The organism is Aeromonas sp. 30P, from assembly GCF_051919805.1.
Classification (GTDB): domain Bacteria; phylum Pseudomonadota; class Gammaproteobacteria; order Enterobacterales; family Aeromonadaceae; genus Aeromonas; species Aeromonas veronii.
Window position 1 is genome coordinate 3,860,001 of record NZ_JBQBEA010000001.1, and the last position, 22,388, is coordinate 3,882,388.

At 58.3% G+C, this 22,388-nt stretch carries 22 protein-coding genes (1 of these 22 only partly in view); 8 read left to right on the top strand and 14 right to left on the bottom strand.

Going from position 1 to position 22,388, the window contains the following annotated elements:
- Positions 1 to 232, bottom strand: partial view of a helix-hairpin-helix domain-containing protein gene (locus tag ACTG2B_RS17980; protein ID WP_429202501.1) — the 5' portion only. The gene continues 47 nt to the left of window position 1, outside the view; 232 of the gene's 279 nt are visible here — the first part of the coding sequence; the start codon lies at positions 230 to 232; the stop codon falls past the left edge of the window.
- A gap of 70 nt (positions 233 to 302) precedes the next feature.
- Positions 303 to 944 carry a ribonuclease T2 family protein gene (locus ACTG2B_RS17985; protein ID WP_439996551.1) on the bottom strand — a complete coding sequence of 214 codons (642 nt, stop codon included), beginning with the start codon at positions 942 to 944 and terminating at the stop codon, positions 303 to 305.
- A gap of 203 nt (positions 945 to 1,147) precedes the next feature.
- Between ACTG2B_RS17985 and ACTG2B_RS17990 the strand changes: the two genes are divergently transcribed.
- On the top strand, positions 1,148 to 1,708 hold the full coding sequence (locus tag ACTG2B_RS17990) for a carbonate dehydratase (RefSeq protein WP_429102644.1): 561 nt from the start codon (positions 1,148 to 1,150) through the stop codon (positions 1,706 to 1,708).
- A gap of 76 nt (positions 1,709 to 1,784) precedes the next feature.
- Here the strand turns inward: ACTG2B_RS17990 and ACTG2B_RS17995 are convergent, their stop codons facing one another.
- Entirely contained in the window at positions 1,785 to 2,693 is a 909-nt protein-coding gene (locus tag ACTG2B_RS17995) for an SAM hydrolase/SAM-dependent halogenase family protein (protein ID WP_439996552.1), read from the bottom strand.
- A gap of 198 nt (positions 2,694 to 2,891) precedes the next feature.
- On the opposite strand from ACTG2B_RS17995, the gene ACTG2B_RS18000 reads away from it, so the two are divergent.
- The 3 genes from ACTG2B_RS18000 (at position 2,892) to ACTG2B_RS18010 (ending at position 6,331) form a co-directional block, all read left to right on the top strand.
- The gene (locus ACTG2B_RS18000) at positions 2,892 to 3,356 is read left to right on the top strand and encodes a hypothetical protein (protein WP_236354002.1); all 465 of its coding nucleotides are present in this window, start codon (positions 2,892 to 2,894) and stop codon (positions 3,354 to 3,356) included.
- 156 nt (positions 3,357 to 3,512) lie between these two features.
- Positions 3,513 to 4,982 (top strand): GGDEF domain-containing protein, encoded by a 1,470-nt coding sequence (locus ACTG2B_RS18005; protein WP_439996957.1) that lies wholly within the window; start codon positions 3,513 to 3,515, stop codon positions 4,980 to 4,982.
- A gap of 98 nt (positions 4,983 to 5,080) precedes the next feature.
- Positions 5,081 to 6,331 carry a DEAD/DEAH box helicase gene (locus ACTG2B_RS18010; RefSeq protein ID WP_439996553.1) on the top strand — a complete coding sequence of 417 codons (1,251 nt, stop codon included), beginning with the start codon at positions 5,081 to 5,083 and terminating at the stop codon, positions 6,329 to 6,331.
- A gap of 80 nt (positions 6,332 to 6,411) precedes the next feature.
- Here ACTG2B_RS18010 and ACTG2B_RS18015 read toward each other — a convergent pair whose 3' ends face one another.
- The 4 genes from ACTG2B_RS18015 to ACTG2B_RS18030 form a co-directional block, all read right to left on the bottom strand.
- Entirely contained in the window at positions 6,412 to 7,683 is a 1,272-nt protein-coding gene (locus ACTG2B_RS18015; protein WP_439996554.1) for a hypothetical protein, read from the bottom strand.
- A 216-nt stretch (positions 7,684 to 7,899) separates the two neighbouring features.
- On the bottom strand, positions 7,900 to 8,664 hold the full coding sequence (cphA, locus tag ACTG2B_RS18020; RefSeq protein ID WP_439996555.1) for a CphA family subclass B2 metallo-beta-lactamase: 765 nt from the start codon (positions 8,662 to 8,664) through the stop codon (positions 7,900 to 7,902).
- A 566-nt stretch (positions 8,665 to 9,230) separates the two neighbouring features.
- Positions 9,231 to 9,737 carry a hypothetical protein gene (locus tag ACTG2B_RS18025; protein WP_439996556.1) on the bottom strand — a complete coding sequence of 169 codons (507 nt, stop codon included), beginning with the start codon at positions 9,735 to 9,737 and terminating at the stop codon, positions 9,231 to 9,233.
- 1 nt (position 9,738) lies between these two features.
- Positions 9,739 to 10,863 (bottom strand): hypothetical protein, encoded by a 1,125-nt coding sequence (locus tag ACTG2B_RS18030; protein ID WP_439996557.1) that lies wholly within the window; start codon positions 10,861 to 10,863, stop codon positions 9,739 to 9,741.
- Between the two features lie 481 nt (positions 10,864 to 11,344).
- On the opposite strand from ACTG2B_RS18030, the gene ACTG2B_RS18035 reads away from it, so the two are divergent.
- On the top strand, positions 11,345 to 12,247 hold the full coding sequence (locus ACTG2B_RS18035) for a hypothetical protein (RefSeq protein WP_439996558.1): 903 nt from the start codon (positions 11,345 to 11,347) through the stop codon (positions 12,245 to 12,247).
- A gap of 108 nt (positions 12,248 to 12,355) precedes the next feature.
- Positions 12,356 to 12,820 carry a CesT family type III secretion system chaperone gene (locus ACTG2B_RS18040; protein WP_439996559.1) on the top strand — a complete coding sequence of 155 codons (465 nt, stop codon included), beginning with the start codon at positions 12,356 to 12,358 and terminating at the stop codon, positions 12,818 to 12,820.
- A 95-nt stretch (positions 12,821 to 12,915) separates the two neighbouring features.
- On the opposite strand, the gene ACTG2B_RS18045 is transcribed toward ACTG2B_RS18040, so the two are convergent.
- Together ACTG2B_RS18045 and aguA are read right to left on the bottom strand one after the other, a co-directional pair.
- On the bottom strand, positions 12,916 to 14,619 hold the full coding sequence (locus ACTG2B_RS18045; protein ID WP_439996560.1) for an amidase: 1,704 nt from the start codon (positions 14,617 to 14,619) through the stop codon (positions 12,916 to 12,918).
- A 266-nt stretch (positions 14,620 to 14,885) separates the two neighbouring features.
- Entirely contained in the window at positions 14,886 to 15,983 is a 1,098-nt protein-coding gene (gene aguA, locus ACTG2B_RS18050) for an agmatine deiminase (protein ID WP_439996561.1), read from the bottom strand.
- Between the two features lie 156 nt (positions 15,984 to 16,139).
- Here aguA and ACTG2B_RS18055 point away from each other — a divergent pair, with 156 nt between their 5' ends.
- On the top strand, positions 16,140 to 17,093 hold the full coding sequence (locus ACTG2B_RS18055) for a LysR family transcriptional regulator (protein WP_033115874.1): 954 nt from the start codon (positions 16,140 to 16,142) through the stop codon (positions 17,091 to 17,093).
- 68 nt (positions 17,094 to 17,161) lie between these two features.
- Here ACTG2B_RS18055 and ACTG2B_RS18060 read toward each other — a convergent pair whose 3' ends face one another.
- Positions 17,162 to 17,728 carry a TetR/AcrR family transcriptional regulator gene (locus tag ACTG2B_RS18060; RefSeq protein ID WP_439996562.1) on the bottom strand — a complete coding sequence of 189 codons (567 nt, stop codon included), beginning with the start codon at positions 17,726 to 17,728 and terminating at the stop codon, positions 17,162 to 17,164.
- Between the two features lie 199 nt (positions 17,729 to 17,927).
- Between ACTG2B_RS18060 and ACTG2B_RS18065 the strand changes: the two genes are divergently transcribed.
- Positions 17,928 to 18,965 carry an alkene reductase gene (locus ACTG2B_RS18065; protein ID WP_160881992.1) on the top strand — a complete coding sequence of 346 codons (1,038 nt, stop codon included), beginning with the start codon at positions 17,928 to 17,930 and terminating at the stop codon, positions 18,963 to 18,965.
- Positions 18,966 to 19,079: 114 nt separating this feature from the next.
- Here ACTG2B_RS18065 and rpoS read toward each other — a convergent pair whose 3' ends face one another.
- From rpoS to ACTG2B_RS18085, 4 genes are read right to left on the bottom strand one after another with little or no spacing between them, the layout of a single operon-like run.
- The gene (rpoS, locus tag ACTG2B_RS18070) at positions 19,080 to 20,063 is read right to left on the bottom strand and encodes an RNA polymerase sigma factor RpoS (RefSeq protein ID WP_005335504.1); all 984 of its coding nucleotides are present in this window, start codon (positions 20,061 to 20,063) and stop codon (positions 19,080 to 19,082) included.
- A gap of 45 nt (positions 20,064 to 20,108) precedes the next feature.
- The gene (locus tag ACTG2B_RS18075) at positions 20,109 to 21,179 is read right to left on the bottom strand and encodes a LysM peptidoglycan-binding domain-containing protein (protein WP_042081491.1); all 1,071 of its coding nucleotides are present in this window, start codon (positions 21,177 to 21,179) and stop codon (positions 20,109 to 20,111) included.
- A 9-nt stretch (positions 21,180 to 21,188) separates the two neighbouring features.
- Positions 21,189 to 21,770 (bottom strand): YqaA family protein, encoded by a 582-nt coding sequence (locus tag ACTG2B_RS18080; RefSeq protein WP_021229508.1) that lies wholly within the window; start codon positions 21,768 to 21,770, stop codon positions 21,189 to 21,191.
- Positions 21,767 to 22,384 (bottom strand): protein-L-isoaspartate(D-aspartate) O-methyltransferase, encoded by a 618-nt coding sequence (locus tag ACTG2B_RS18085; protein WP_033138377.1) that lies wholly within the window; start codon positions 22,382 to 22,384, stop codon positions 21,767 to 21,769. Before ACTG2B_RS18085 ends, ACTG2B_RS18080 begins: the two co-directional genes overlap by 4 nt.
- Positions 22,385 to 22,388: the final 4 nt, after the last annotated feature.

The window sequence follows — 22,388 nt, forward strand, 5'->3', positions numbered from 1 at the left end:
CCAGCGCAATGGCGCCGTCGATGGCACTGCGCGCCTGCGGGCTGTTCTGCCAACAGGTCGAGCCCAGCATGCTGGCCACCAGCTGGACGATATGGGTGGTGTCGGCCTCTGCCAATCCGGCCAAGGTATGGTAGCCCAGCTGTTCGAGCCGCCTGATAACGGTCGGTCCAACCCCTTTCACGCCGAGCAGCATTGCCCGCTCTTGCGGGCCAAACCGGTTGTTGCCATCCATCTGTCAGACTCCTTTCTGATAACCGTGGTTACACATCAGGCCCGCAAGGGGCCCGATGATGAGTGAAGACTTAACGCACGCTGCGCAGCAGGAAATCCGGCTGACCGCAGGAGCGGCGCTCGCGCTTTTGCATCTCGGCGGAGCAGGTGACCGCATCCGTCCCCTCTTTATTGACGCAGATGTAGATCTCCCGCAGGAAGCGGCCACCATCGGCGCAAGCCACCGTGATGTTGTCGGGGGCCAGCCACTGGTTGGCGCTAGCCAGATCGGCTTTAAGCTGGAAGGTGCTCTTGCGCAGCGGCTCTTCCGGGGATTGATAAGCCGCCGGGATCTTCACCTTCTGGCGCAGATCGCTTGCCAACTGATGGAAGTCCTGCTGGCTCAAGCCGGAGCAGGTACCATGCTTCTCCCACTCATGGCGATAGAGGAAACGGCTGGGGTAGAGGTCGGCAAACTCGCTCTCCATATCGGGATTGAGCCGTTCGCGGGTACAGTTGCCGGGGTAACCGCGATTGTACTGGGGCCAAAGACCATGCAGCACAAAGCCCAGCTTGCGGGAACACTGGTCCCGATCCGCCGGTTTGACGGCGCAATGCTCGGGCGACCAGGAAAGCGCCATGGCGTAATAGTCAAACTCCCCCGCCTCCCCTTTGGCCTGCACGGCCGAGGAGAGCAACAAAGCACCCGCCAACATGGCAATCATCTTCTTCATCTATATATGTCCACCTAACACGACTCGGGATGACAGCCATGCTCCCATATTCTGGCAGCGGGAAACAGCCATGCCGAGACGGCGCGCGACAAGGGTCAGACCAGTCAGGGGTTTCACCAAAGGGCGAGCAGGGGTAAGCTGACCGACCGGTAGGCTCCTCGTCCACCACCAGATAATCCCTCTTGGCAACCACAGGATGTAACATGATCCGCAAGAATCCCTCCGGCCATCTGCCTGTCATCGACGAATCAGCCTATATCGACAAGACCGCTATCATCTGCGGCAAGGTGATCATCAAAGAGAATGTCTTCGTCGGCCCCTATGCGGTGATCCGCGCCGACGAGGTGGATGCCAACGGCGAGATGGAACCCATCATCATCGGAGCCAACTCCAACATCCAGGATGGGGTGGTGATCCACTCCAAATCCGGCGCCGCCGTCACCATCGGCGAATACAGCTCCATCGCCCACCGATCCATCGTCCACGGGCCGTGTGAAGTGGGAAACAGGGTATTTATCGGCTTCAACAGCGTGCTGTTCAACTGCCATATCGGCGATGGTGCCGTGGTGCGGCACAACTCGGTGATCGATGGCTGCGATCTGCCGCCAGAGTTCTACGTCCCCTCCACCACCCGCATCAACCAGCAGAGCGATCTGACCCATATCCCGCGGGTCTCGGTGGATGCCGCAGAGTTCTCCGAGGACGTGGCCCACACCAATATCGATCTGGTCAAAGGATACAAGGCGCTCTCCAACGAGTTCTGATCCCTTCATTACCAGAGAATAAAACGGGCGCCGAGGCGCCCGTTGCTGTTTCTATTTCTACTTATATATGTGCGGGTCAGGAGCACTTCTTCAGGCTGATATGCCAGTTGGCGCCGGATTGCACCTGATGCTTGGTGGCGAAGCTGTCCATGTTCAGCGCCACTGACACCTGCAACAGGCTGTTGAGGTAGACCAGCGGCTGACCTTCCGGCACATCGCCGAAGCTGCTGACGTAAGGGGCCTTGCCGTCATATTTGACCACATCCCCTTCGCGGATCTTGATGCAGGCGGTATCCCCCTTGTTGATCCCGGCCTTGGTCAGCAGGGTATCGTCGATATTGGTCCAGACGTTGCCGTACTGCACATCGAGGATCGGGATGGTGCCCTTGAGGGTGCCATCCTTCTCGGCGACCGCAGGCTGATAGGGGATCTTCACCACCTCGGCGGGCAGCAGCGGGCCGACCTGCTCGTAGCTGATGGCGCCGGAGGCGAGCCGTGCGCCGGTATAGGCATACACATCGCGGCCGTGGAAGGTGTAGGACTTCTCGGAGCCCTTGAGGCGGTTGAGCTTCTCGTCAATCTGGCGCACAGCCTCGATACCGAAGTGCTCGGCCACCAGAGTAAGGGTGCCGTTGTCTGGGGTCACGATGTAGTGGCCGCTCTTGGTCTTGAGCACTACTGACTTGCGCTCGGTGCCGACACCGGGATCCACCACGCTGACGAACACAGTGCCCTTGGGCCAATACTGCAGGGTCTGGTAGAGGCGGTAGGAAGCTTCCCAGATGTTGTAAGCCGGGATCTCGTGGGTCAGGTCATAGAGCGGCAGGGTGCGATCCACCCCGAAGGCAACCCCCTTCATGGCCGACACGGCGCCATCTTTGAGGCCGAAATCGGTCTGGATCACCAGCGCTTCGTTGGCGGCGGCGATGCCGCTTGCCAGCATGAGGGCGAGCGCGATGGCGCGGGGAGCGGTGCGAATATCCATATCTGAACTCCTGAATCATCTGAGGATAACGAAACGGCGACGGCCATTTAGACATCCAGACTGCCACCAATGGATTTTTTTGCAAGGGGTTTGCAACAAAGTGAGGGACGACTCGCAGAAAATGTGCTCGCCAAACGGCGACAGCGGGGGTATCAAAGGCAGAATTGGAAAACGTTTACAATACAGGAGCTCAGCACCATGACACAACCCGTACCGGAGATGATGACCCTGCTGCTGGAGATTGGTGAACAGAGCAGCCAGCTCTGGCTGAGCCAGCCAGATGCGGCCCCGTCACACTACCTGCTGGCCTTTGGCACCCACGCCATCCAGCCCGGACCGTTTCGCAATGCGCCACCCACCCCGCTCGAACTGGAGCGGGCCATCATGGTGGTGGAAGATGAGCTGATGCGCATAGCCCCGCAGATCCCGCCCGGCTTGCAGCTGACCCTGCGCAGCCAGCCGTCGCTGGCCGAAGCGCTGGGGGACAACCAGCTCGACCGGGATCTGGTGGAGCAAGCCTTTGGCCAGTTGGCCGCGATGGCGGAAGGGGATCCTCTCGCCGCCAACCAGCTACCCCGTGACGAGCACTTTGCCGCCGTGCTGCTGATCGTCAGGGAGTGGCTGCACCATCTGGCCAGCGAGAGCGTGCTGATCGTGGAGTAGGGATAAATAAGTGGTAAGGGCTTCAGCTTCTGGCAAGGTTTGTCGGTGGATCCTGTCGGGATTTCCTTCGCGTATACTTTGCCCGTATGGCGCCCGCGCCCCTATCGGTACTCTAACCAGACACCTATGACCTTATTTTCAGGTAACCTCCCAGCCTTGCGCTGGCCATCGGCGTGTGCTCGCCAGTTCATCGTCAAAGTGGCCGGATTAGCCCTGCTCGCCCTGACCGGGCTGGGCATTGTCTTCTACTACACCTATCTCACTATCCAGCACGACATGGATCTCATCACCGCCAGACAGAAGAACGTGTTCGAGGTCTTCTACCAGCGAGCCAAGATCCTCAAGGTGGAGAACATCACCAGCTATCTGGCACAACACCATCTGCTCGATCAGCCACCGCCCCCGAATAGCATCGGCAGCGACTATCTCTACGGGTATGACCTCAAAAGCAAATACCGCTTTGCCGATATTCCGCTGCAATACCCGGCAGCCAATATCCTCAACACCTTCCGCTATGCCCTCTCCTATCCGGAGGTGATCAATATCTACACCATCTGGAATGACTACCGGCTGATCGGCATGGTGGCCGACAACAATGTGCTGCCCACCAGACTGGCGCCGATCAAGGTGGATCTGATGACACTGCCCGCCTGGTATCACTACTTCGGTTGCGCCAGCTTTGCACCCGGCCGCCCTTTGTGCAGCGCCGATGAGGCCTTTGTCTCCGATATCGAGATCGACAGCTTCAGCATGCGCAACACCATAGTGATGTACTTCCCCTTCATTCATCAGTCAGGGCGCGGCGGTTACAAATACGGGCTGCTCGGTATCGATATCGCCGTCGATGAAGCATTTAACGATGTGCTGCGACCCTTCGACACCATCAACCCGACCCGCACCAACATATCGTTTGAAGCCGCCGAGCCCTGCCGCCCGAGGCATCTCTGCCTGAGCAAACCCTTTATGCGCACCAAGGCGGGGGATGATCTCTATCTGAAGTGGTCCTACAGCTGGTTCGATTTCGTCAAGCTGGCCCTGCAAAGTGCGGCCTTCAAGGTCTATCTCATCGTTCTGTTGCTGGGCATGGTGGCCTGGAAGCAGATCTACCTGCGGCTGCGCACCCTGGCGCACACCGACCACCTGACCCGGCTGCCACGCAGAGATGTGCTCTGCCAGAGTCTGCTCCATGAGCACGACTATCTGATGATCCTCGATATCGACAACTTCAAGTCGATCAACGACACCTATGGCCATAGCGTCGGTGATCTGGCACTGGTCGCCTTTGCCCGCCACCTCAGAAGCAATATCCGCAAGGTAGACAGCGCCATCCGTTGGGGCGGCGAGGAGTTTATCGTGCTGTTCAAGGGGATGGAGGATGACGAGATGATGATCCACTCCGCTGGTCGCCTGCTGGATCGCCCATTGGGGATCCCCGAGCTGCCCACCCCCATCACCTTCTCCGCCGGGGTGATCCGCATTCGCGACTACCTCACAGTCACCGAGGCGGTGCATCTGGCCGATGAGCTGCTCTACCACGTCAAACAGCACGGCAAGCACAACATCGCCTGCTACGAGGGCAAAAAGATCCGGCTGATCCGCCCATTACCGGACGACGCAGAGGCATAGCCGCCTTCTGCCGCGCCCCCTGCTTCTGCTACCATCGCGGCCACGATCACTCACTGCATCGTGGCCGCAGGCCGCGATAACCCCGACTGGTGCCCTCTATGTCCACAGCCTCCTTTGCCGAACTGGCCCTCTCCCCCCGCTTGCAGCAGACCCTGACCGAGCTCGGCTATGCCGCACCGACCCCCATTCAGGCTCGCGCCATCCCCGTCATTCTGGCAGGGCGGGATCTGATGGCGGGGGCCCAGACCGGCACCGGCAAGACCGCCGCCTTTGTGCTGCCGCTGCTGGAGCAGTTGCTGGCGCAGCCGCAAATGGCGTCCCAACGCCCGCTCCGCGCGCTGGTGCTGGTGCCGACCCGCGAGCTGGCGGTGCAGGTCGCCGAGAGCGTGGCGCGCTACGGCCAGGGGACAGGTCTCACCAGCACGCAAGTCTACGGCGGAGTGAGTATCGCGGCGCAGGTAGAGGCGCTTCAAGCCGGGGTGGATATCCTGATCGCCACCCCGGGCCGTCTGCTCGACCATTTGCGTCAAGGGGCCTTGAGCCTAGATAGCCTGCGCCATCTGGTGTTTGACGAGGCGGATCGCATGCTCGACATGGGCTTTATGGACGAGATCAAGGCGCTGCTCAAACAGATCCCGGTGGATCGCCAGACCCTGCTCTTCTCCGCCACCTGCGACGACAACCTGTTTGCCCTCTGCAAGGTGTTGCTGCGCGACCCCGAGCTGATTGAAGTGGCACCGCGTAACACCACGGCGGCCGAGGTGGAGCAGCGGGTCTACACGGTGGACAGCGATCGCAAGCTGGCGCTGGTCGAACATATGCTGAAAGTGAAAGGGTGGGCACCGGCGCTTATCTTCAGCCGCACCCGTCAGGGGGCGGACAAGCTGGCCCAGCAGCTCGGCAAATCGGGCATCAATGCGCTGGCCTTCCACGGCGATCTGTCGCAAAGCGCACGTGAAAAAGTGCTGCTGGAGTTTCGCGCCGGCACCCTGCAGGCGCTGGTCGCCACCGACGTGGCGGCCCGCGGCCTCGATATTACGGATCTCAACTATGTGATTAACCTCGAGTTCCCGTTTGTGGCGGAGGATTACGTCCACCGTATCGGGCGCACCGGCCGCGCCGGCAACAAGGGGCTCGCCATTACCCTGTTCAGCCCGGAAGATGCACCGCTGTTGGAGAAGGTGGAAGCGGTGCTCGACACCCGCTTGCCCCAGCAGTGGTTTCCCGGTTTTGAGCCGGATCTCACCCGCTTCGAGCCCGAGCCGCGCCGCAACAGCAAGGCGGCCCAGAAGCAGCGCGCCAGAAAGCAGGCGCTCGCAGGCAACAAGGGTGGCAAGGGCAAGCGTTAAGCCTGCCCTGCGCCGCCAATAAAAAAACGCCCGCACGGGCGTTTTTTGTTATCTGACAGAAGCCTGCGCTTGGCGACACCCTAACGGGTCGCCAGTACCAGTGGCAGGGATCGCAAGATCTGCCGCTCCGCCAGGGTCGAGAGAATAAACATCACCATATAGCCAAGCCCCAGCGCCACGATAATCGCCACCACATTGGCAGAGAATTCGGCCACCAGATAGTAGGCGGCAACCAGCGCCACTATGCCCGCCAGCCGGATCAGCAGGCTCTGGGTAAAGTGGCCGTGAGCCTTGATATAGGCGAGCTGATAGCCGTTGAGCATCATAAAGATAAAGAAGATGGAGAAGTGGAACAGCACCGGCACCGCCCCCACGTAGTCGGCGGGGAAGAACAACAGCACCAGCGGCTTGCCCGCCAGCAACATCAAGCCAAAGAAGGCCAGACTGACGATGGCGGAGAGGCGGAAGATCCAGCGGCGGATCAACCTTATCTGGCGGTGATCGCCGTTGCGCAGATTGACCGCCAGCTCTGGCAGCACAAAGCGGTAGATGGGGAAGACAAACAAGGTGGTCATATAGGTAAAGATGGGGCGCACCACCACCTGAAAATCCCCCAGCTCGTCGATACTGAAGTGACGGATGGTGAGCAGCACAGTGATGTAAATCATCAGAATGCTGGCCCCCGCCTCCAGCGAGGCGGTAAAGCTCTTCTTCACATAGCTCACCATCTCGGGGCCGAGCGCTACCTTGGCCAGCGGCTTGGTGGCGATGGCCCGGCGGCGCGAAACATACATATAACCGGCGATGGCGAGTGACGAGAAGGTCAGCCCGTAGAAGAGCGAAGGGAGCGCATCCATCCCGAGCCCGAAGTAGCAGGCCATAAACAGCAGGCCGTTGGCCAGCGGCTCCAGCCAGGTGACCCGGTTGGAGAGCTGATACATCCGGTACATGGCCACCAAATTGGTGAAATAGACCTTGAGCCCCAGCCCGAAGATAACCCCCACCAGTTGCAGATACTCCACCCGGATATGGAGCCCGTGCTTGATATAGGGGATCACCGTCCCCCAGGTGAGCAGCACGATGCCGATGAGGAAGTAGCGAAAGATATTGATGATGTCCCGATCGTTTTTGGTCTGGGAGTAGCTCACCACCATGGAGGAGCGAAAACCTGTCATCAGGATAAAAGAGAGGGAGATCAAATCCACCACGCTGTTGAACAGCGCCAGCTCTCCCTTGGCGACCCACTGCGCCAGCCACACCTTGAAGGCGAAGCCGATAACGATGCTGACCAGCGAGGCCCACATCCCGGTGATAAAGGCCTGCTTGAGGCGCGCGAGAGAGGCGTATTGCATAACGAAAATGGATAACTTTCAGGGAAAAGAGAGAGGGCCATCTTATGAAAGCCCACCCCCCTTGAACAGCCTTAATCTCGGCGCACTCACAGCCACCAAAAAAGCCGCAACAGCAAAACCCCCGCTTATTTCCTGAAAGCGGGCCTTTTGTGGAGTGCCGTTATGGCTGCTGATTGCAGCGATGGCTCGGCTTGCAGGCTCTCTGCCACGCAGCCGTTATGACTGCGGTGCTGCCTTGATCAGCTCCTCGTAGTGATCAATCAGCTCGGGGCCGTGCAGCGGCGAGTCGTGACCGCCGATCACCGTCTTGATCGGCAGCTTCATCGCTTTCAGCCGCTCGATGGTCTGCGGATACTCCTTCACATTGGCAAAGCTCAGGTTGCCCAGCTTCTCCTTGAGGATGCAGTTGCCATAGAGCACCTGCTCGTCGGGGAAGTAGACAAAGATGCCGTCCGGCGTGTGGGCCGGGCCCGCGTAGAAGGCGCGCACCTTGCCCTCTTGCAGAGTGAAGTCGCCATCGTGCACCACGTTTGGCAGCACCAGCGGCAGATCCGGGTACTCCGGCAGCCCCTTGCGGGTAAAGGCGACAATCTCGGCCCAGTCGCTCTTCATCAGATCCCGGGTCTGGCGGGTCGCCACCACCTTGGCCCCGATGGACTTCCAGTAGGCGTTACCGCCCGCCCGATCGGTGTGGTAGTTGGTGTTGATCACCTCCAGCACCGGCTTGCTGCTGACCCGTTTGATCAGCTTGTGCAACTCGCGTGCGGTATCCGGCGTCCAGGTCGCCCCCACCACCGTCACCCCTTTGGCCCCGAAATAGACCATGGAGTTTTCCTTTACGTAGTAGTTATCTTCAACCACGTAAACAGGGCCGCTCACCTGCTTAAGGGAGATCCCCGCCGCCCGCACGCTGCCGCCCCAGAAACTCGCCATCAGCACCACGGCCCCGGCCAATCCGCACTTTATCCAACCTTTCATCATCTTGTTCCCTCGAACCAACCGCCCCCTCGCCACCCCTGTGGCAAGCCGGGCCTTTTAAGCAGTGGGCAGAAGATACGGGGGATTTGTGAGGGGAAAATGAGGTTGTGTGAAGTCTGGGTGAAGTCAGGGGGAATGCAGAAAAATCAGGGGGGAATCGGCGACGAGCCACGACCAATATGGCGATCGACGGTACGGGAAGTGGAGAGAGGTAAAGGCTCAAAACGAAACGACAACACAGATAGCAGCCCCTCACCCTAGCCCTCTCCCGAGGGAGAGGGGATGGCCCGTGCCAATTCCAAGCCACTCATATTCACCCGCACCACAGAGCCAACGCACAATCAGCGGAGCATATTTGCCCCCTTCTCCCCTTGCGGGAGAAGGGCTGGGGATGAGGGGGGAGGTAACAATAAGCCACATAATGTAGGGTCGATTAGCGCAGCGTAATCGTCCGTTTACCGCGAATATCCTGTTAGCAAGAGAAGCAGAAAACCCTGAACATCAGCGGCTCCTCGCCCCCTTCCTTTCGCGATCGTCAAAATATGCTTCGCTATTCTAACCTACAGCGCTTATAAATCATCATCAACTTCTTTTTCTGTTTTTAGCCGATGTAATCGCTCAACAAACTTAATGTTATTTACCATCACGGACAACATCGCTTTTATTTGATTCATACACAGAAATACTAACAACCAAACATTTAAAAATTTAATCTCAGGTATATAGCCAACAAAAAACGGATGATTTGAATAGAGCGCATATAAAAGACTGTAAAATAAAGAACAAACAAGAACTGATGCCGAAGTAAAAATTATAATAACTAATGACTCAATTCTTCTGGTACTTTCCGTCCCTTTTAACAAGGAAACCTTTGAAGGATTAGTAAATGATGTGATTGCCTCTGGGTAAATATAAGCGATCCATATACCTGCAATAGTAAATATTGCAGCGGATATATTCTGAAGAACCGACATAACTGATGATATACCTGAATATGACACATACTCAAAACAGCTGTATGCGACTAGTATACCCGCAATTAAATAGATAATTTGTGTCCTGAAAACTCTCAGCATATCAAGCCACCACTGTTACCTTGTATTCATCTACTACATTTTCATTATTTTTTTCAGTAAAACTAATTAATGACTTACGTTCTTTTAATAGTGAACCAAGAATTACTTTAGCTGGAAAGTAACTTTCATTAATTTTTTCATTTTTCTTGATCAGAACTTTTTTCCTTTCAACATATCGATCAAACCACTTTGTCGGCGCATCTCTACCATCCGTTTTAAACCCAACATTGTCCCACTTACTCCGAGGATCATGTTCCTCAGCATAGGTTTCCAGAATGCCCTTTAATTCAGAAACAGTAAGAGACTCTTCTGATATAATCTCAACCTGCTTACTTCTGGATACCCTTTCATTATTTCCAGTTACTTTATCCCACATTTCAAACACCACATTTCTTTCTACTTTCTTAGTAGTTGAAATGGTTTCCCTAACAACAAGGTGTGATATATTTTTAGCAAGCTCAGCCAATGTTGCATCTCCAATTGATAATTCCTTCATATCAGCCTTTAATTTAAAGACCAAAGAAAAAGAACCATCATGTGATGTATACGATACATGTTTAGTAATTATTTCACGGCCTGCCTTAATATTTGGAATTGCGCTTTCTGTAGTCTTTTTCCTAGGGTGACTAACTCGTAAATCAATGCAGTTTTTTATAAATTTAACAACATCATCCGTATCAGATAATGAATGAGGGAACTTAATTGATGCGAGCAAATTAAGCGAAGGCATGAACCAATAATACATTGGCTGACCCAATATTAATTTTTTACCGCCAACACTAGCTTTTACAATGTGTGAATCAGTGACTCCATCGCCGACCTTTGAATCTCCAATAACCCCATTAATGTTCCCATCATCTTTGCCAAACTTTTTCCAAAAAATAAATAGATAATCCCCCGTTACAGGATCATATTCCATAGATTTACAATATACTTTGGTACGATATGGATGAGTTTCTACATCCCACGGGATTGTTTGCTCTACCTCCCGTCCTTCTAACCACTTTGTCACCAGTGACAACGTATCAGCAAGAGATCCTTCTATTAATTCTTGAGCTTTCTCTTTCCTCTGTCGATAAAAGCCACATTGAGACACATCGAAAAATGTGATTAATCCTTGCTCCATGATTACCTCTATATAAAAACTTTAATTTTCTAAGGCTAACACAACCCATATCGTTCTCATACAGATACCAATTAAAATTATCAATAAGTATAAATTTCAACCAGACCTGTCACACCCACTTTGTAACGTAGATGTAAGTATTAGTTTGAAAAATAAATAATCAGCTAAGCCGTTCACTAGATAGCAATAAGAAAACCACCCGCATCGTGCTGGTGGTTATTCATTATCTGAGAATGAACCCGAGATATTTAACTCATAACAGCATTCACCCCAACGGCGGCGTCCGCGGTGGCACCCTTCGCGTGCTGCCGGTGAACTCAACGCCGAGGCAACACAGCAAACTGTTCCCCTCTCACCCACGACCAGTACAGACACGCCCCAAACTAAAATAGTGCAACCATGGCTAATAAACGGCGTTTTCACTGACGGGTATGATGCAGGCCAGATGTATCGCTTGTTAGTGAGATAAGGAACCAAGGTCATGGCTATTCATGGAGCTACCCCGGTGATGTTGAAGGCTATCGACAGCCTGCAGCTCGCCAACGTCAATCCCGGCAGCAATCAGAAGCTTGCCCTTCATCTGGGTGAAGGCAAGGAGTACACCATTCATATCGGCAAGAGTGGGGATGTCTCCGTACAACGGGACCTGGCCCATTTAAGCACGCTGGGCCGCATCAAAAATGCGGTGGTCGATTTCTTTAGCCGAGCCGCCACCAAGGGGGAGAGTGCGCTCACCACCCGGGCCACTCAAATTCAGTCCGAGGTGCAGCGGCAACTGACCGAATTGGGCCAGATCAAGAAGCTTGTACAGCAAGCCTTTAACCAGCCCATCAGCGAGTTTAAGAACGAGGCCCAATATCTGAAGCCGGGTAGCGACCCCAAGACAGCGACCATGGCCGATATCACAGATGCCAACAAGAAGCGCCTCGGTCTGGAGACGCTGGATAAGGACTCCCTGAGCTTTGTCCAGCAGCACTTCTCCAGCTTTATCAACGGTAAAGATGCCATCTTCAGCATGCTGAGCAGTCGGGTGATCGAGCGGACGATCGCCCTGCACGAATCACTCTCGGGTGAGGCACTCAGTTCGGCGTTGAATACGCTGGGCCATGAATCGGAGGCGTTCAACGCCAAGGTCAATGCCGAGTTCAATCGCAGCTTCGTCCAGCTGTTTGAGCAAAGAGCCAACGCCGAGCTGAACGCCCTGACCGAGGCAAACACCCGCGCCAACGAAACCTCACCGCTGGTCGAAGAGCACACTGGCTCATCGGACGGGGAGTACGTCGCCGCCAAGATGAAGAAAAGCGTGCGCTTTAACGACAATCCGGTGAGCGATGTCCGGATGTTCGAGCTGGAAGAGGGCCGAGCACTCAATATCAAGGTGTAACCCTTGCCATGAATATGGATGACGGCCCGGCCCGCTCGGTGGCGGGCCGTCTCTTTGTGATCTTGCCATACCCCTTCGAAGACGACCGGGCAACCGGACTGGAGTGTTGTGTTGGATATCTATCAGAAAATCGTGGCCGAGCTGTCGGTCGAACCGCTGGCCTTCGATGAAAACGGCGTCTGCACGTTCGAGATCCAGCGAGCAGCAGGGGAAGCGAGCACCCCCTTTGTGGTCAATATCGTGGCTCAACCCGACGAGATGGCACTGGTGCTCTCGGTGACCACGGCGAGCGATCTTCCCGAGCGCCTGTCGCGCGAATTGTTCCTGCGCTTTGGCGAGCATGCCCTCGCCCCCTTGCGCCATGGCTACGGGGTCGGCATCTATCCGGGCACCGAGCGGGTATCGTTTTTCTCCCAGCTCGCGTTGGGGAACTATCGTCCGCAGCAGATCAGGGAGAGCCTCGCCGATCTACTGGAGAAGGCCCACGAGTGGGAGGCCAGCTTGTCCCAAGAGGGGCTGACCCCGCCTGTGACAAAAAGCGAAATGGGTGCGGGCCAGAACATCCGGGTGTGATGGCCAAAGCCAGAACATGGACGAAAAAGAGGGAGGCATGATGCCTCCCTCTCTCTTTGTGCCTGATCTAACAACTATCAGGCCAGCGGCGACGCTCAAGCCAACGGCGGCGTGCGTGGCGGCACCATACGCTTGCTGCCGGTGGACTCGAAGGCCGAGGCAAAGCGCAGCAGGTTGTTGTCGTCATAGGCACGACCGGCGAAGGTCAGGCCCACCGGCATACCGATATCGGCCATCACCCCCATAGGGACGGTGACGGTCGGTACGCCGAGGTGGCGAATAGCGAGGTTGCCGTTGGCAACCCAGATGCCGTTGCTCCAGGCGATATCGGCAGAGGCCGGATTCACATCCGCATCAGCCGGGGCGACGTCCGCGACGGTGGGGAACAGCACGGCGTCGAGCTTGAGCCCGTCCATCCAGTCTTCCAGATCCAGCTTGCGGGTCTTCTCCAGACCACGCAGGCCATCCGGCACTGTGGCGATCTCGTCCCAGGATTTCAGTCCGCGCTTGGCCATATTGACGTACTCGTCCATGCCCGCCGCCAGATCGCCCTCGCGGTTCGGCAAGGTGCCCGGATCGTGGGGGAAGATCTTCGGGCCATCGACATCGGCCAATTTATTCAACTTGGGATCGCCGTTGGCGCGCAGGAAGTCGTCGAACGCCCAGCCGGAGAGCTCCCACAGCTCGTCGTTGAGAAACTCCGGGCTCACGATACCGCGATTGAACACGGTCGGCGCGCCGGGTCGGTCCCCTTCGCAGTTGGAGACCAGCGGGAAGTCCACTTCGATGACTTCGGCGCCAGCGGCTTCCAGCGCCTTGCGCGCCTCTTCCCAGAGGGCGATCACGGTCTCGCGGGTATGGATGCGCTGACCGGTCGGGCCGCCGATACCGGGGTTTTCGCTGGTGCCGGCCAGTTCATCCTTGTTGATAAACATGCGCGGCACGCCGAGGCGCTTACCCTTGAGGGCATCGGCCTTGGCAGCCAGCTCCAGATAGGAAGCCGGACGCACTTCGGAGGCCTTGGGCAGTTGCACCCAGGGCTGCATGCGCCACAGATCGCCACGGGTGTCGGCATCGTCAGCCACCACTACGTCTAGCACTTCCAGCAGATCGGCCATGGTGCGGGCATAGGGCACCACCACATCCATGGTCGGAGTCAGCGGCCAGTTGCCGCGCACCGAGATGACGCCACGGGACGGGGTGTAGGCGCACAGGCCGTTGTTGGAGGCCGGGCCACGGCCGCTCGACCAGGTCTCTTCGGCCAGACCGAAGGCGGAGAAGCTGGCGGCGGTGGCGGTACCGGCACCGTTGGAGGAGCCGGAAGCAAACGGCGCGGTCAGGTAGTCGGCGTTGTAGGGGCTCTCGGCACGGCCATAGACGCCGCGCTGCATACCGCCATTGGCCATCGGCGGCATATTGGTTTTGCCAAGGCAGATGGCACCGGCGGCGCGCAGCCGCTCAACGGTAAAGGCATCGCGCTGGGCCACCAGACCCTTGAAGGCCGGGCTGCCGGAGGCAGCGGTCAGCCCCTTGACCAGATAGCTGTCTTTGGCGGTGTAGGGGATGCCGTCGAGCGGCCCCAGAGTCTCGCCACGAGCGCGGCGGGCATCAGAATCTTGCGCCTCTTTCAGCGCATCGGGATTGGCGACCACCACGGCGTTGAGTTTGGTGGCAGTCTCGGGGCCGTTGTAGGCCTCGATACGGGCCAGATAGGCCTTGACCAGTTCGACCGCAGTAGTGCGGCCTGATTCGAGCGCGGCACGCAGCTCGGCAATGGAAACCTCGGTCACTTCGATCATTTTGATCTCCTGTAAAAGGGTGACTGTTTGTCATGATGATCGCCGCATCAGCGCCTGCGACCATCACACCATCAAGAGATAAAACCCCACTGAGTGGGGTTTTGAATACCAACCTCAGCTGGCGTAAGCCGGTTTACGACCCGTCGCGAGAGGTCGTCAGCAAGGTGAAGAGCAGCGCAGGAACCGGAGTGTATGTGAATACATGAGGATTCCGAGCAGCACATGAGCCTTGATCACGGCTTCGCAGCAGGATCGTCATCCGGTTCTTATTTGCCGGAGGGGATCTGCTGGGTAATGCAGTGGATATTGCCACCGCCCAGCAGGATCTCGCGGGCCGGTACGCCGATCACGGTGTGGTCGGGGAAGATCTCTTCCAGAATGCGCTGGGCTTCGCCATCGGTGGCAGCATCCAGCAGCGGGTAGACGATGCGATCGTTGGTGATAAGGAAGTTCACATAGGAACCGGCCAGACGACCTTCTGCCTCGCGCGGCACACCGCTGCCGCTCTCGACACCGGCAGACTCCTCTTCAGTGCAGAACAGCGGGCCCGGCTGGGGCAGCTTCCACACTTTCAGCTTGCGACCCTTGGCATCGACCGCCGCTTCCAGCACCTTGAGGGCGGCCACGGAGCGGGCGTACTGAGGATCGTTCTGGTCATCAGTCCAGTGCAGGGCCACTTCACCCGGACGCACGAAGCAGCACATGTTGTCGATGTGGCCGTCGGTTTCGTCCATGTAGACGCCTTCGTCCAGCCAGATAAAGCTGGTGACGCCCAGATAGTCGCGCAGGTGAGCTTCGATCTGCTCTTTGGTCAGGTGCGGGTTGCGGTTTTCGTTGAGCAGGCACTCGGCGGTGGTCAGGCAGGAGCCTTCGCCATCGACGTGGATAGAGCCCCCTTCCAGAATCAGCGGCGCATCGTAACGAGCCATGCCGTGCTGGGCCAGCATCTGGGCAGCGACCTCTTCATCCTGATTCCACGGGTAGTAGAGACCGCCCTTGTGACCGCCCCAGGCGTTGAAGCCCCAATCCACCCCACGGCACTCGCCGGCAGCGTTGGTAACGATGGTGGGGCCGGTATCGCGGGCCCAGCAGTCATCGCTGTTCATTTCAACCAGAGTGACGTGGGCGGGCATGATGGCGCGGGCCTGCTCCATAAACTGGGCTGGCACACCCATAAAGACCGGGGTGGCGCCACCGATGGCATCGGCCACCTTGGCGAAGGTCTCTTGCGCGAAGCGACCGGCTACGCGCCAGTTATCCGGGCGAAACGGCCAGATCATCCAGACGGCCTGCTGGTGCGCCCACTCGGCGGGCATGGTGAAGCCGTCGGCGGCCGGCGTGGAGTTAATGGTCTTGATGCTCATCGCAAGGCTCCTTGCATGGATTGAGGCCCCCGTTTACGCCCGATGCGGCGCGGGAACCCAGAAAAATAAGAGTGGGTCGCAGTGTAAGAAGTTGCGCCCCCATCCATCAAATGAATAGGATGGATTGTCCCATAAACACGGCGAATAATCCCCCCCATGAAACTGCACCAGCTCGACCTCAATCTGCTGCTCGCTTTTGACGCCCTGATGACGCAGGGCAGCGTTACCCGCGCCGCCGAGGCGCTCTTTATCAGCCAGCCCGCCATGAGCCATTCCCTTAACCGGCTGCGCACCTTTCTCGGCGACCCGCTTTTGGTACGCACCCCGCAGGGGATGCTGCCGACCCCGCGCGCCCAGCGGCTGCACCTCGGGGTGCAGCAGGCGCTGCGGCTGCTGGAGCAGCAGCTCACCGAGGAAGAAGAGTTCGAGCCGAGCCAGTCGAAGCGGCGCTTCGTACTCTGCACCACAGATTACGTGGAGTGCGTGCTGATCCCGCCGCTGATCCAGCGCCTCAGACGGCTGGCGCCGGGGGTCACCATCGAGATCCGCATCCTGCGCGACACCCTGCCCGAAGCCGAGCTGGCGAGCGGCGAGATCGATCTGGTGCTGGGGTTTGACGAGTACATGCAGGTGCCGGGGTATCTCGGCAAGGAGACCTGGCTCACCGAACCGCTGGCCGGGCTGGTGCGCGCCGATCTGCCGATTGCCAAATCGGCCCCCGCCGGTGCCGAGGATGATCCCTCCCAGTGGCAGGAGCGCATCACCCTGCAGCAGCTTATCGCCATGCCCCATGTGTTCCACTCGCCGCTGGGCACCTCGGAGGCGAGCCTCGACCGCTATCTGAAGAGTCAGGGCTTTAGCCGCACCATCTCGGTCAACAGCCAGAGTTATATGTCCGCCGCCGCCATTGTCAGCCAGAGCGATCACCTGCTGGTGCTGCCCAGCATGGTGGCCGAGCTGCTCGCTACCCACTGGCCGCTGAAAAGCCTGCCGCTGCCCGAAGACGTGCCGGATTATCACCTCAACTGCGTCTGGCACCCTGTTCACGCGCAGCAGCCTGCACTGGTATGGCTGAAAGATTTGATGAAAGAGCTGGTGGGGCCGAGGTAAGGCGGAATGCACTTCCCGAAAACAACAGTGGCTCCCGAGGGAGCCACTGTTGTTTCTGCGGTATCGCGTTATGCCCGCAGGGCCCGCATCAGCTGGGCGACCACGTCGTCGAGCAGGGGGCGATCGGGGCGGCACTGGGCGAAGGTGATAAGCCCCTGCAGGTTGATCAGCAGCAGAGCTGTCAGGGTGCGAATATCCCGATCCGGCGCCAGTTCACCACGCTGTTGCGCCTGTGCCAGCAGATCCGCCAGCTCCTGCTCCAGCTCGCCGTAGATCCCCTTGACCCGCTGGGTCAGCTCCTCATCCTGCTCGCTCAGCTCCATCATGGTGCGAGTCACCAGACAGGAGCCGCAAAGCGCCTCCCCCACAATCCGATCGAGATAGGCCGCAAGGCCCGCCAGCGGGCTCGGGTTGTCGAGCAGGGAGCGGCGCAGGGTGCGTTTACCCTCGACATAGTGATCCACCGCCGCCAGCAGCAGGCCGCGCTTGTTGCCAAAGGCGCCGTAAATGCTGCCCGGGTGCAGGCCGGTGGCTGCCACCAGCTCCTGCATGGTGGTTTTGGCATATCCCTTGGCGCGAAACGCTTCCATGGCATTTCGCAGTACCTCGTCCCGATCAAACTCGGCTATGCGCATGGTTCCTCCCGTGGGAAATGGTTCACCGGCAAGGGGCAACAGGGCCCGCCGATAAAGAGTGGCTGGAAAGGGCGGCAAGTTTACCCCAGCCGCCCGCTCGGGCCAACCTTCTTGAACGTGCATTCAAAAAAAGCTTGCGCCCGACGCAAAAAACGTCTTGAATGCACGTTCAAGAATAACCAGTTCAGGACAACCTATCATGAATACCCTGTTTCAGCCGTATCGACTCAATGACACTCTGACCCTGGCCAACCGTTTCATGATGGCCCCGCTCACCCGCTGCATGGCAGGCCCAGGTCTGGTGCCGACCGAGCAGATGGCAGCCTATTACGGCCGCCGCGCCGATATCGGCCTGATTGTTTCAGAGGCCGTCATCATCCGCCCCGACGCGCAGGGCTACCCCAATACCCCGGGCCTCTTCACCCAGGCTCAGATCGATGGCTGGAAGAAAGTGACCAGCGCCGTGCACGCCAAGGGTGGCAAGATCTTCGCCCAGCTGTGGCACGTCGGTCGCCTCTCCCACCCCTTCTTCCATCAGGCTGAAGTGTTGGCCCCCTCTGCCGTGGCGCACGAGGGCACAGTACCCCGCATGCGCGAGCTCACCTATCAGGTGCCGCGCGCCCTGACCGAGGCGGAAATCGCCCAGCTGGTGCTGGATTACGCCCAAGCCGCAGCCAACGCCATCGAGGCAGGCTTTGACGGGGTGGAGATCCACGGTGCCAACGGCTACCTGATCGACCAGTTCCTGCACCACTCCACCAACCTGCGCACCGACAACTACGGTGGCAGCCCGGAAAAGATGAGCCGCTTCGCGCTGGAAGTGGTCGATGCCATCAGCGCCCGCATCGGCGGTGATCGGGTTGGTATTCGTCTCTCCCCGGGTGCCTATGTCCATCTGGCGGGCAGCCCGGAAGATCGCGCCGTGTTCGACTATCTGCTGGGCAAGCTGAACGATCGCCCGCTGGCCTATATCCACCTCGGCATCTTCGATGACAACCTCACCTTCGATTATCTGGGTGGCCGCGCCTCCGACTATCTGCGCGCCCACTACAAGGGCAATCTGGTCGGCGTGGGCAACTACGACGCCGAGCGCGCCGCTGCGGCCATCGAGGCCAACCGCTTCGATCTGGTGGCCATCGGCCGTCCGCTTATCGCCAACCCGGACTACCTCACCAAGGTGAAGAAGGGCGAAGCGCTGGTTCCCTACGCCGACACCATGCTGGCCGAGCTGGTATAACCACGAAGCCATCGCCAGACGACAGGCAATAAAAAACGAGGGGAGCAGTTGCTCCCCTCGTGCTATCTGGCTGATGCCGCATTCCGTTGGTGCGGGCTTAATTGGTGCGGATGCTTAATTGGTACGAAATAGCGCCTCGATGGAGAGCCCCTGGCTCAGCAGGATCTCCCGCAGACGGCGCAGCCCCTCCACCTGGATCTGGCGTACCCGCTCGCGGGTCAGGCCAATCTCGGCCCCCACATCCTCGAGGGTGGCAGGCTCATAGCCCAGCAGACCGAAACGACGGGCCAGCACTTCCCGCTGCTTGGGATTGAGCTCCTCAAGCCAGTGGACAATGCTGCTGCGCATATCATCTTCCTGTGACTCCAGCTCCGGCCCCATGCCGCGCTCGTCGGAGAGCACATCCAGCAGCGCCTTGTCGCGATCGCCACCAATCGGGGTGTCCACCGAGGTGATCTTCTCGTTGAGCTTGAGCATGCGGTTCACATCATCCACCGAACGATCCAGCGCGAAGGCGATATCCTCGGCGGTCGGTTCATGATCGAGACGGTGAGAGAGTTCGCGCGCGGTGCGCAGGTAAACGTTTAACTCTTTGACCACATGAATGGGCAGACGGATAGTGCGGGTCTGGTTCATGATGGCCCGCTCTATGGTCTGGCGGATCCACCAGGTAGCATAGGTAGAGAAACGGAAGCCCCGCTCGGGGTCGAACTTCTCGACCGCGCGGATAAGACCGAGGTTGCCCTCTTCGATAAGATCCAGCAGCACAAGGCCGCGGTTGTTGTAACGACGGGCGATTTTCACCACCAGTCGCAGGTTGGACTCGATCATGCGCTTGCGGGCGGCTTTGTCACCGCGCAAGGCACGACGGGCGTAGTAGACTTCCTCTTCGGCAGTGAGCAGCGGGGAGAAACCTATCTCCCCCAGATAGAGTTGCGTGGCATCCATCACCTTGTTCAGTTCCGGTGCCAGCAACTCATCGGAGATAGTCTCGTCCGCCTCGGCAGCTACCTCCTGCAACTCTTCTACTTCGTGAGATTCGGGTTCAGCGTCAAACTCTAACTCTGCATCCTGCATTACCAGTTGTTCTTGGCTCATGGTGTGTCTCCCTGACGTTACCAGAGTAAGACGGTCTCTCTGGGGTTAACGCTTTGGCAAATAGCTCATCGGATTGATCGACTTGCCTCTGTACCGGATCTCGAAATGCAATCGCACATCCGGCGCGTCCGTGCTACCCATGTTGGCAATGACCGAGCCCCCCTTGACGCTGTCCCCTTCCTTCACCCGCAACTCGTCGTTGTGTGCGTAAGCGGAGAGATAGTCATCATCATGCTTGAGGATAATCAGCTTGCCGTACCCCCTTAAAGCACTGCCAGCGTATACCACTTTACCGCTGCTGGCGGCGTAGACGGGTTGCCCCTTCTGGCCGGCTATGTCGATCCCCTTGTTACCCTGTTCTGCAACAGAGAACCCCTCGACAATCCGGCCTTTTGCGGGCCAGTGCCAAGCAAGTCTCGACTGGGAGTTGTTTATTTTTTGTTCTTTGGACTGAGCGTATTCCTTCGGTGCTGCCGGAGCAACGGATTTCTGAGAGATGAATGGCGTGGTCTGACCAGATCCACTCGGCTCGGCCAACGGACGCGGACCGCTGCTGGGACGGCTCACGGCCACCGGCGTTACGGTTGCCGGACGAGTCGCAGCCACCATCTGGGTCGAACCGCCGCCTGCGGTCTGGACATTGAGCACCTGACCCGGTTGCAGCGCATAGGGGGCGCTCAGGTTGTTGCTCTGGGCCAGCGCCTGCGGCGTCATGCCGAACTGACGGCCGATGCTGCTCAGGGTATCGCCGCGGCGCACCTCATAGGTACCGGCACTGCGGCTGCTGCCAACACTGGCGCTGGAGCCATCGAGTCGCAGACGCTGCCCCGGATAGATGTTGTAGGGCGGGCTGATGTTGTTGAGGCTGGCCAGCGACGGCACGTCGTTGCCGGAGTTGAAGGCGATAGAGTAGAGGGTATCGCCCCGCTTCACCACATAGCTGCCGCCCTGAATGGGGGCGCTGACCTGGGCACCGCTTTGGCGAGCCGGAATGGTCGAGACAAACTGCCCCTCATCAACACCATCTACCGGAGCTGCATTTTTACTGGAGGAGCAGGCAAGCAGCAGCCATGACAACACCACGACACTGCTTCCTTGCCAAATACGCGAACGCATAATGGATCCTTAACGACTAAACCAGAAATAGGCCACCACGGCCAGACCAATACAGAGCCAACCGAGCACATCTACGTAGTGCATCAGTTTGCGTTCCATCTTCTCGCCACCCCAGCGCATCAGGCCCGCAACCAGGAAAAAGCGCATGCCACGACCGATGAGGGAGGTGATGATGAAGGGCAGCAGAGCCATTTGCAACAACCCTGCCGTCACGGTAAACACCTTGTAGGGGATAGGGGTGAAGCTGGCAATGAAAATGACCCAGATCCCCCACTGCTCAAACCAGTTGCGAGCAATCTCGATCTTGTCCTGATAGCCCACAGACTCCACCAGTGGCAGCACGACCGGATCCCACAGCGCATAGCCAAGGGCATAGCCAAACAGGGCGCCCAACACAGAGAAGAGGGTAGCCAGCGTGGCGTAGTGCCACGCCTTGTGGGGCTTGGCGAGCGCCATCGGCGCCAGCATCACATCCACCGGGATCGGCCAGAATACCGACTCGATGAAAGCGGTGATGGAGAGATACCAGGGGGCATGCTTGTGGCGAGCCCACTGCATCACCAGTACGTACAAACGGGAAAACAACTTCACTCAACATCTCCGTCAATCAGGGGAACAAAACGTACCGGCTCCAGAATACGGCTGGTCAGCTGGGATCCGGATCGTTCGATCAGTTGCAGGGTTTGCTGGCTGTCACCCACGGGCAACACCAGTCGGCCCCCTTCGGCCAGCTGATCGGTGAGCGCCGTCGGGATCTCGCTCGCCGCGGCCGTCACCAGAATGGCGTCATAAGGCCCCTTGTTGGGCCACCCCAGCCAGCCGTTGCCGTGCTTGGCCGAGACATTGTGCAGATCGAGCTGGCGCAGTCGGCGTCGGGCCTGGAACTGCAGCGACTTGATCCGCTCCACGGTATAAACATGCTCCACCAGATGGGCGAGGATCGCCGTCTGGTAACCGGAGCCAGTGCCAATCTCCAGCACGTGGGCCGGATCATTTTGCATCAGCAGCTCGGTCATTCGCGCCACCATATAGGGCTGCGAAATGGTCTGGCCGTGGCCAATGGGCAGGGCGGTGTTGTCCCACGCCTTGTGCGCCATGGCCTCGTCCACGAACAGCTGGCGCGGCACTTTCGCGATGGTCGCCAGCACGCGAAAATCGCGAATATCCTGCGCAATGAGCTGATTTAACAGGCGCTGTACTATCACACCA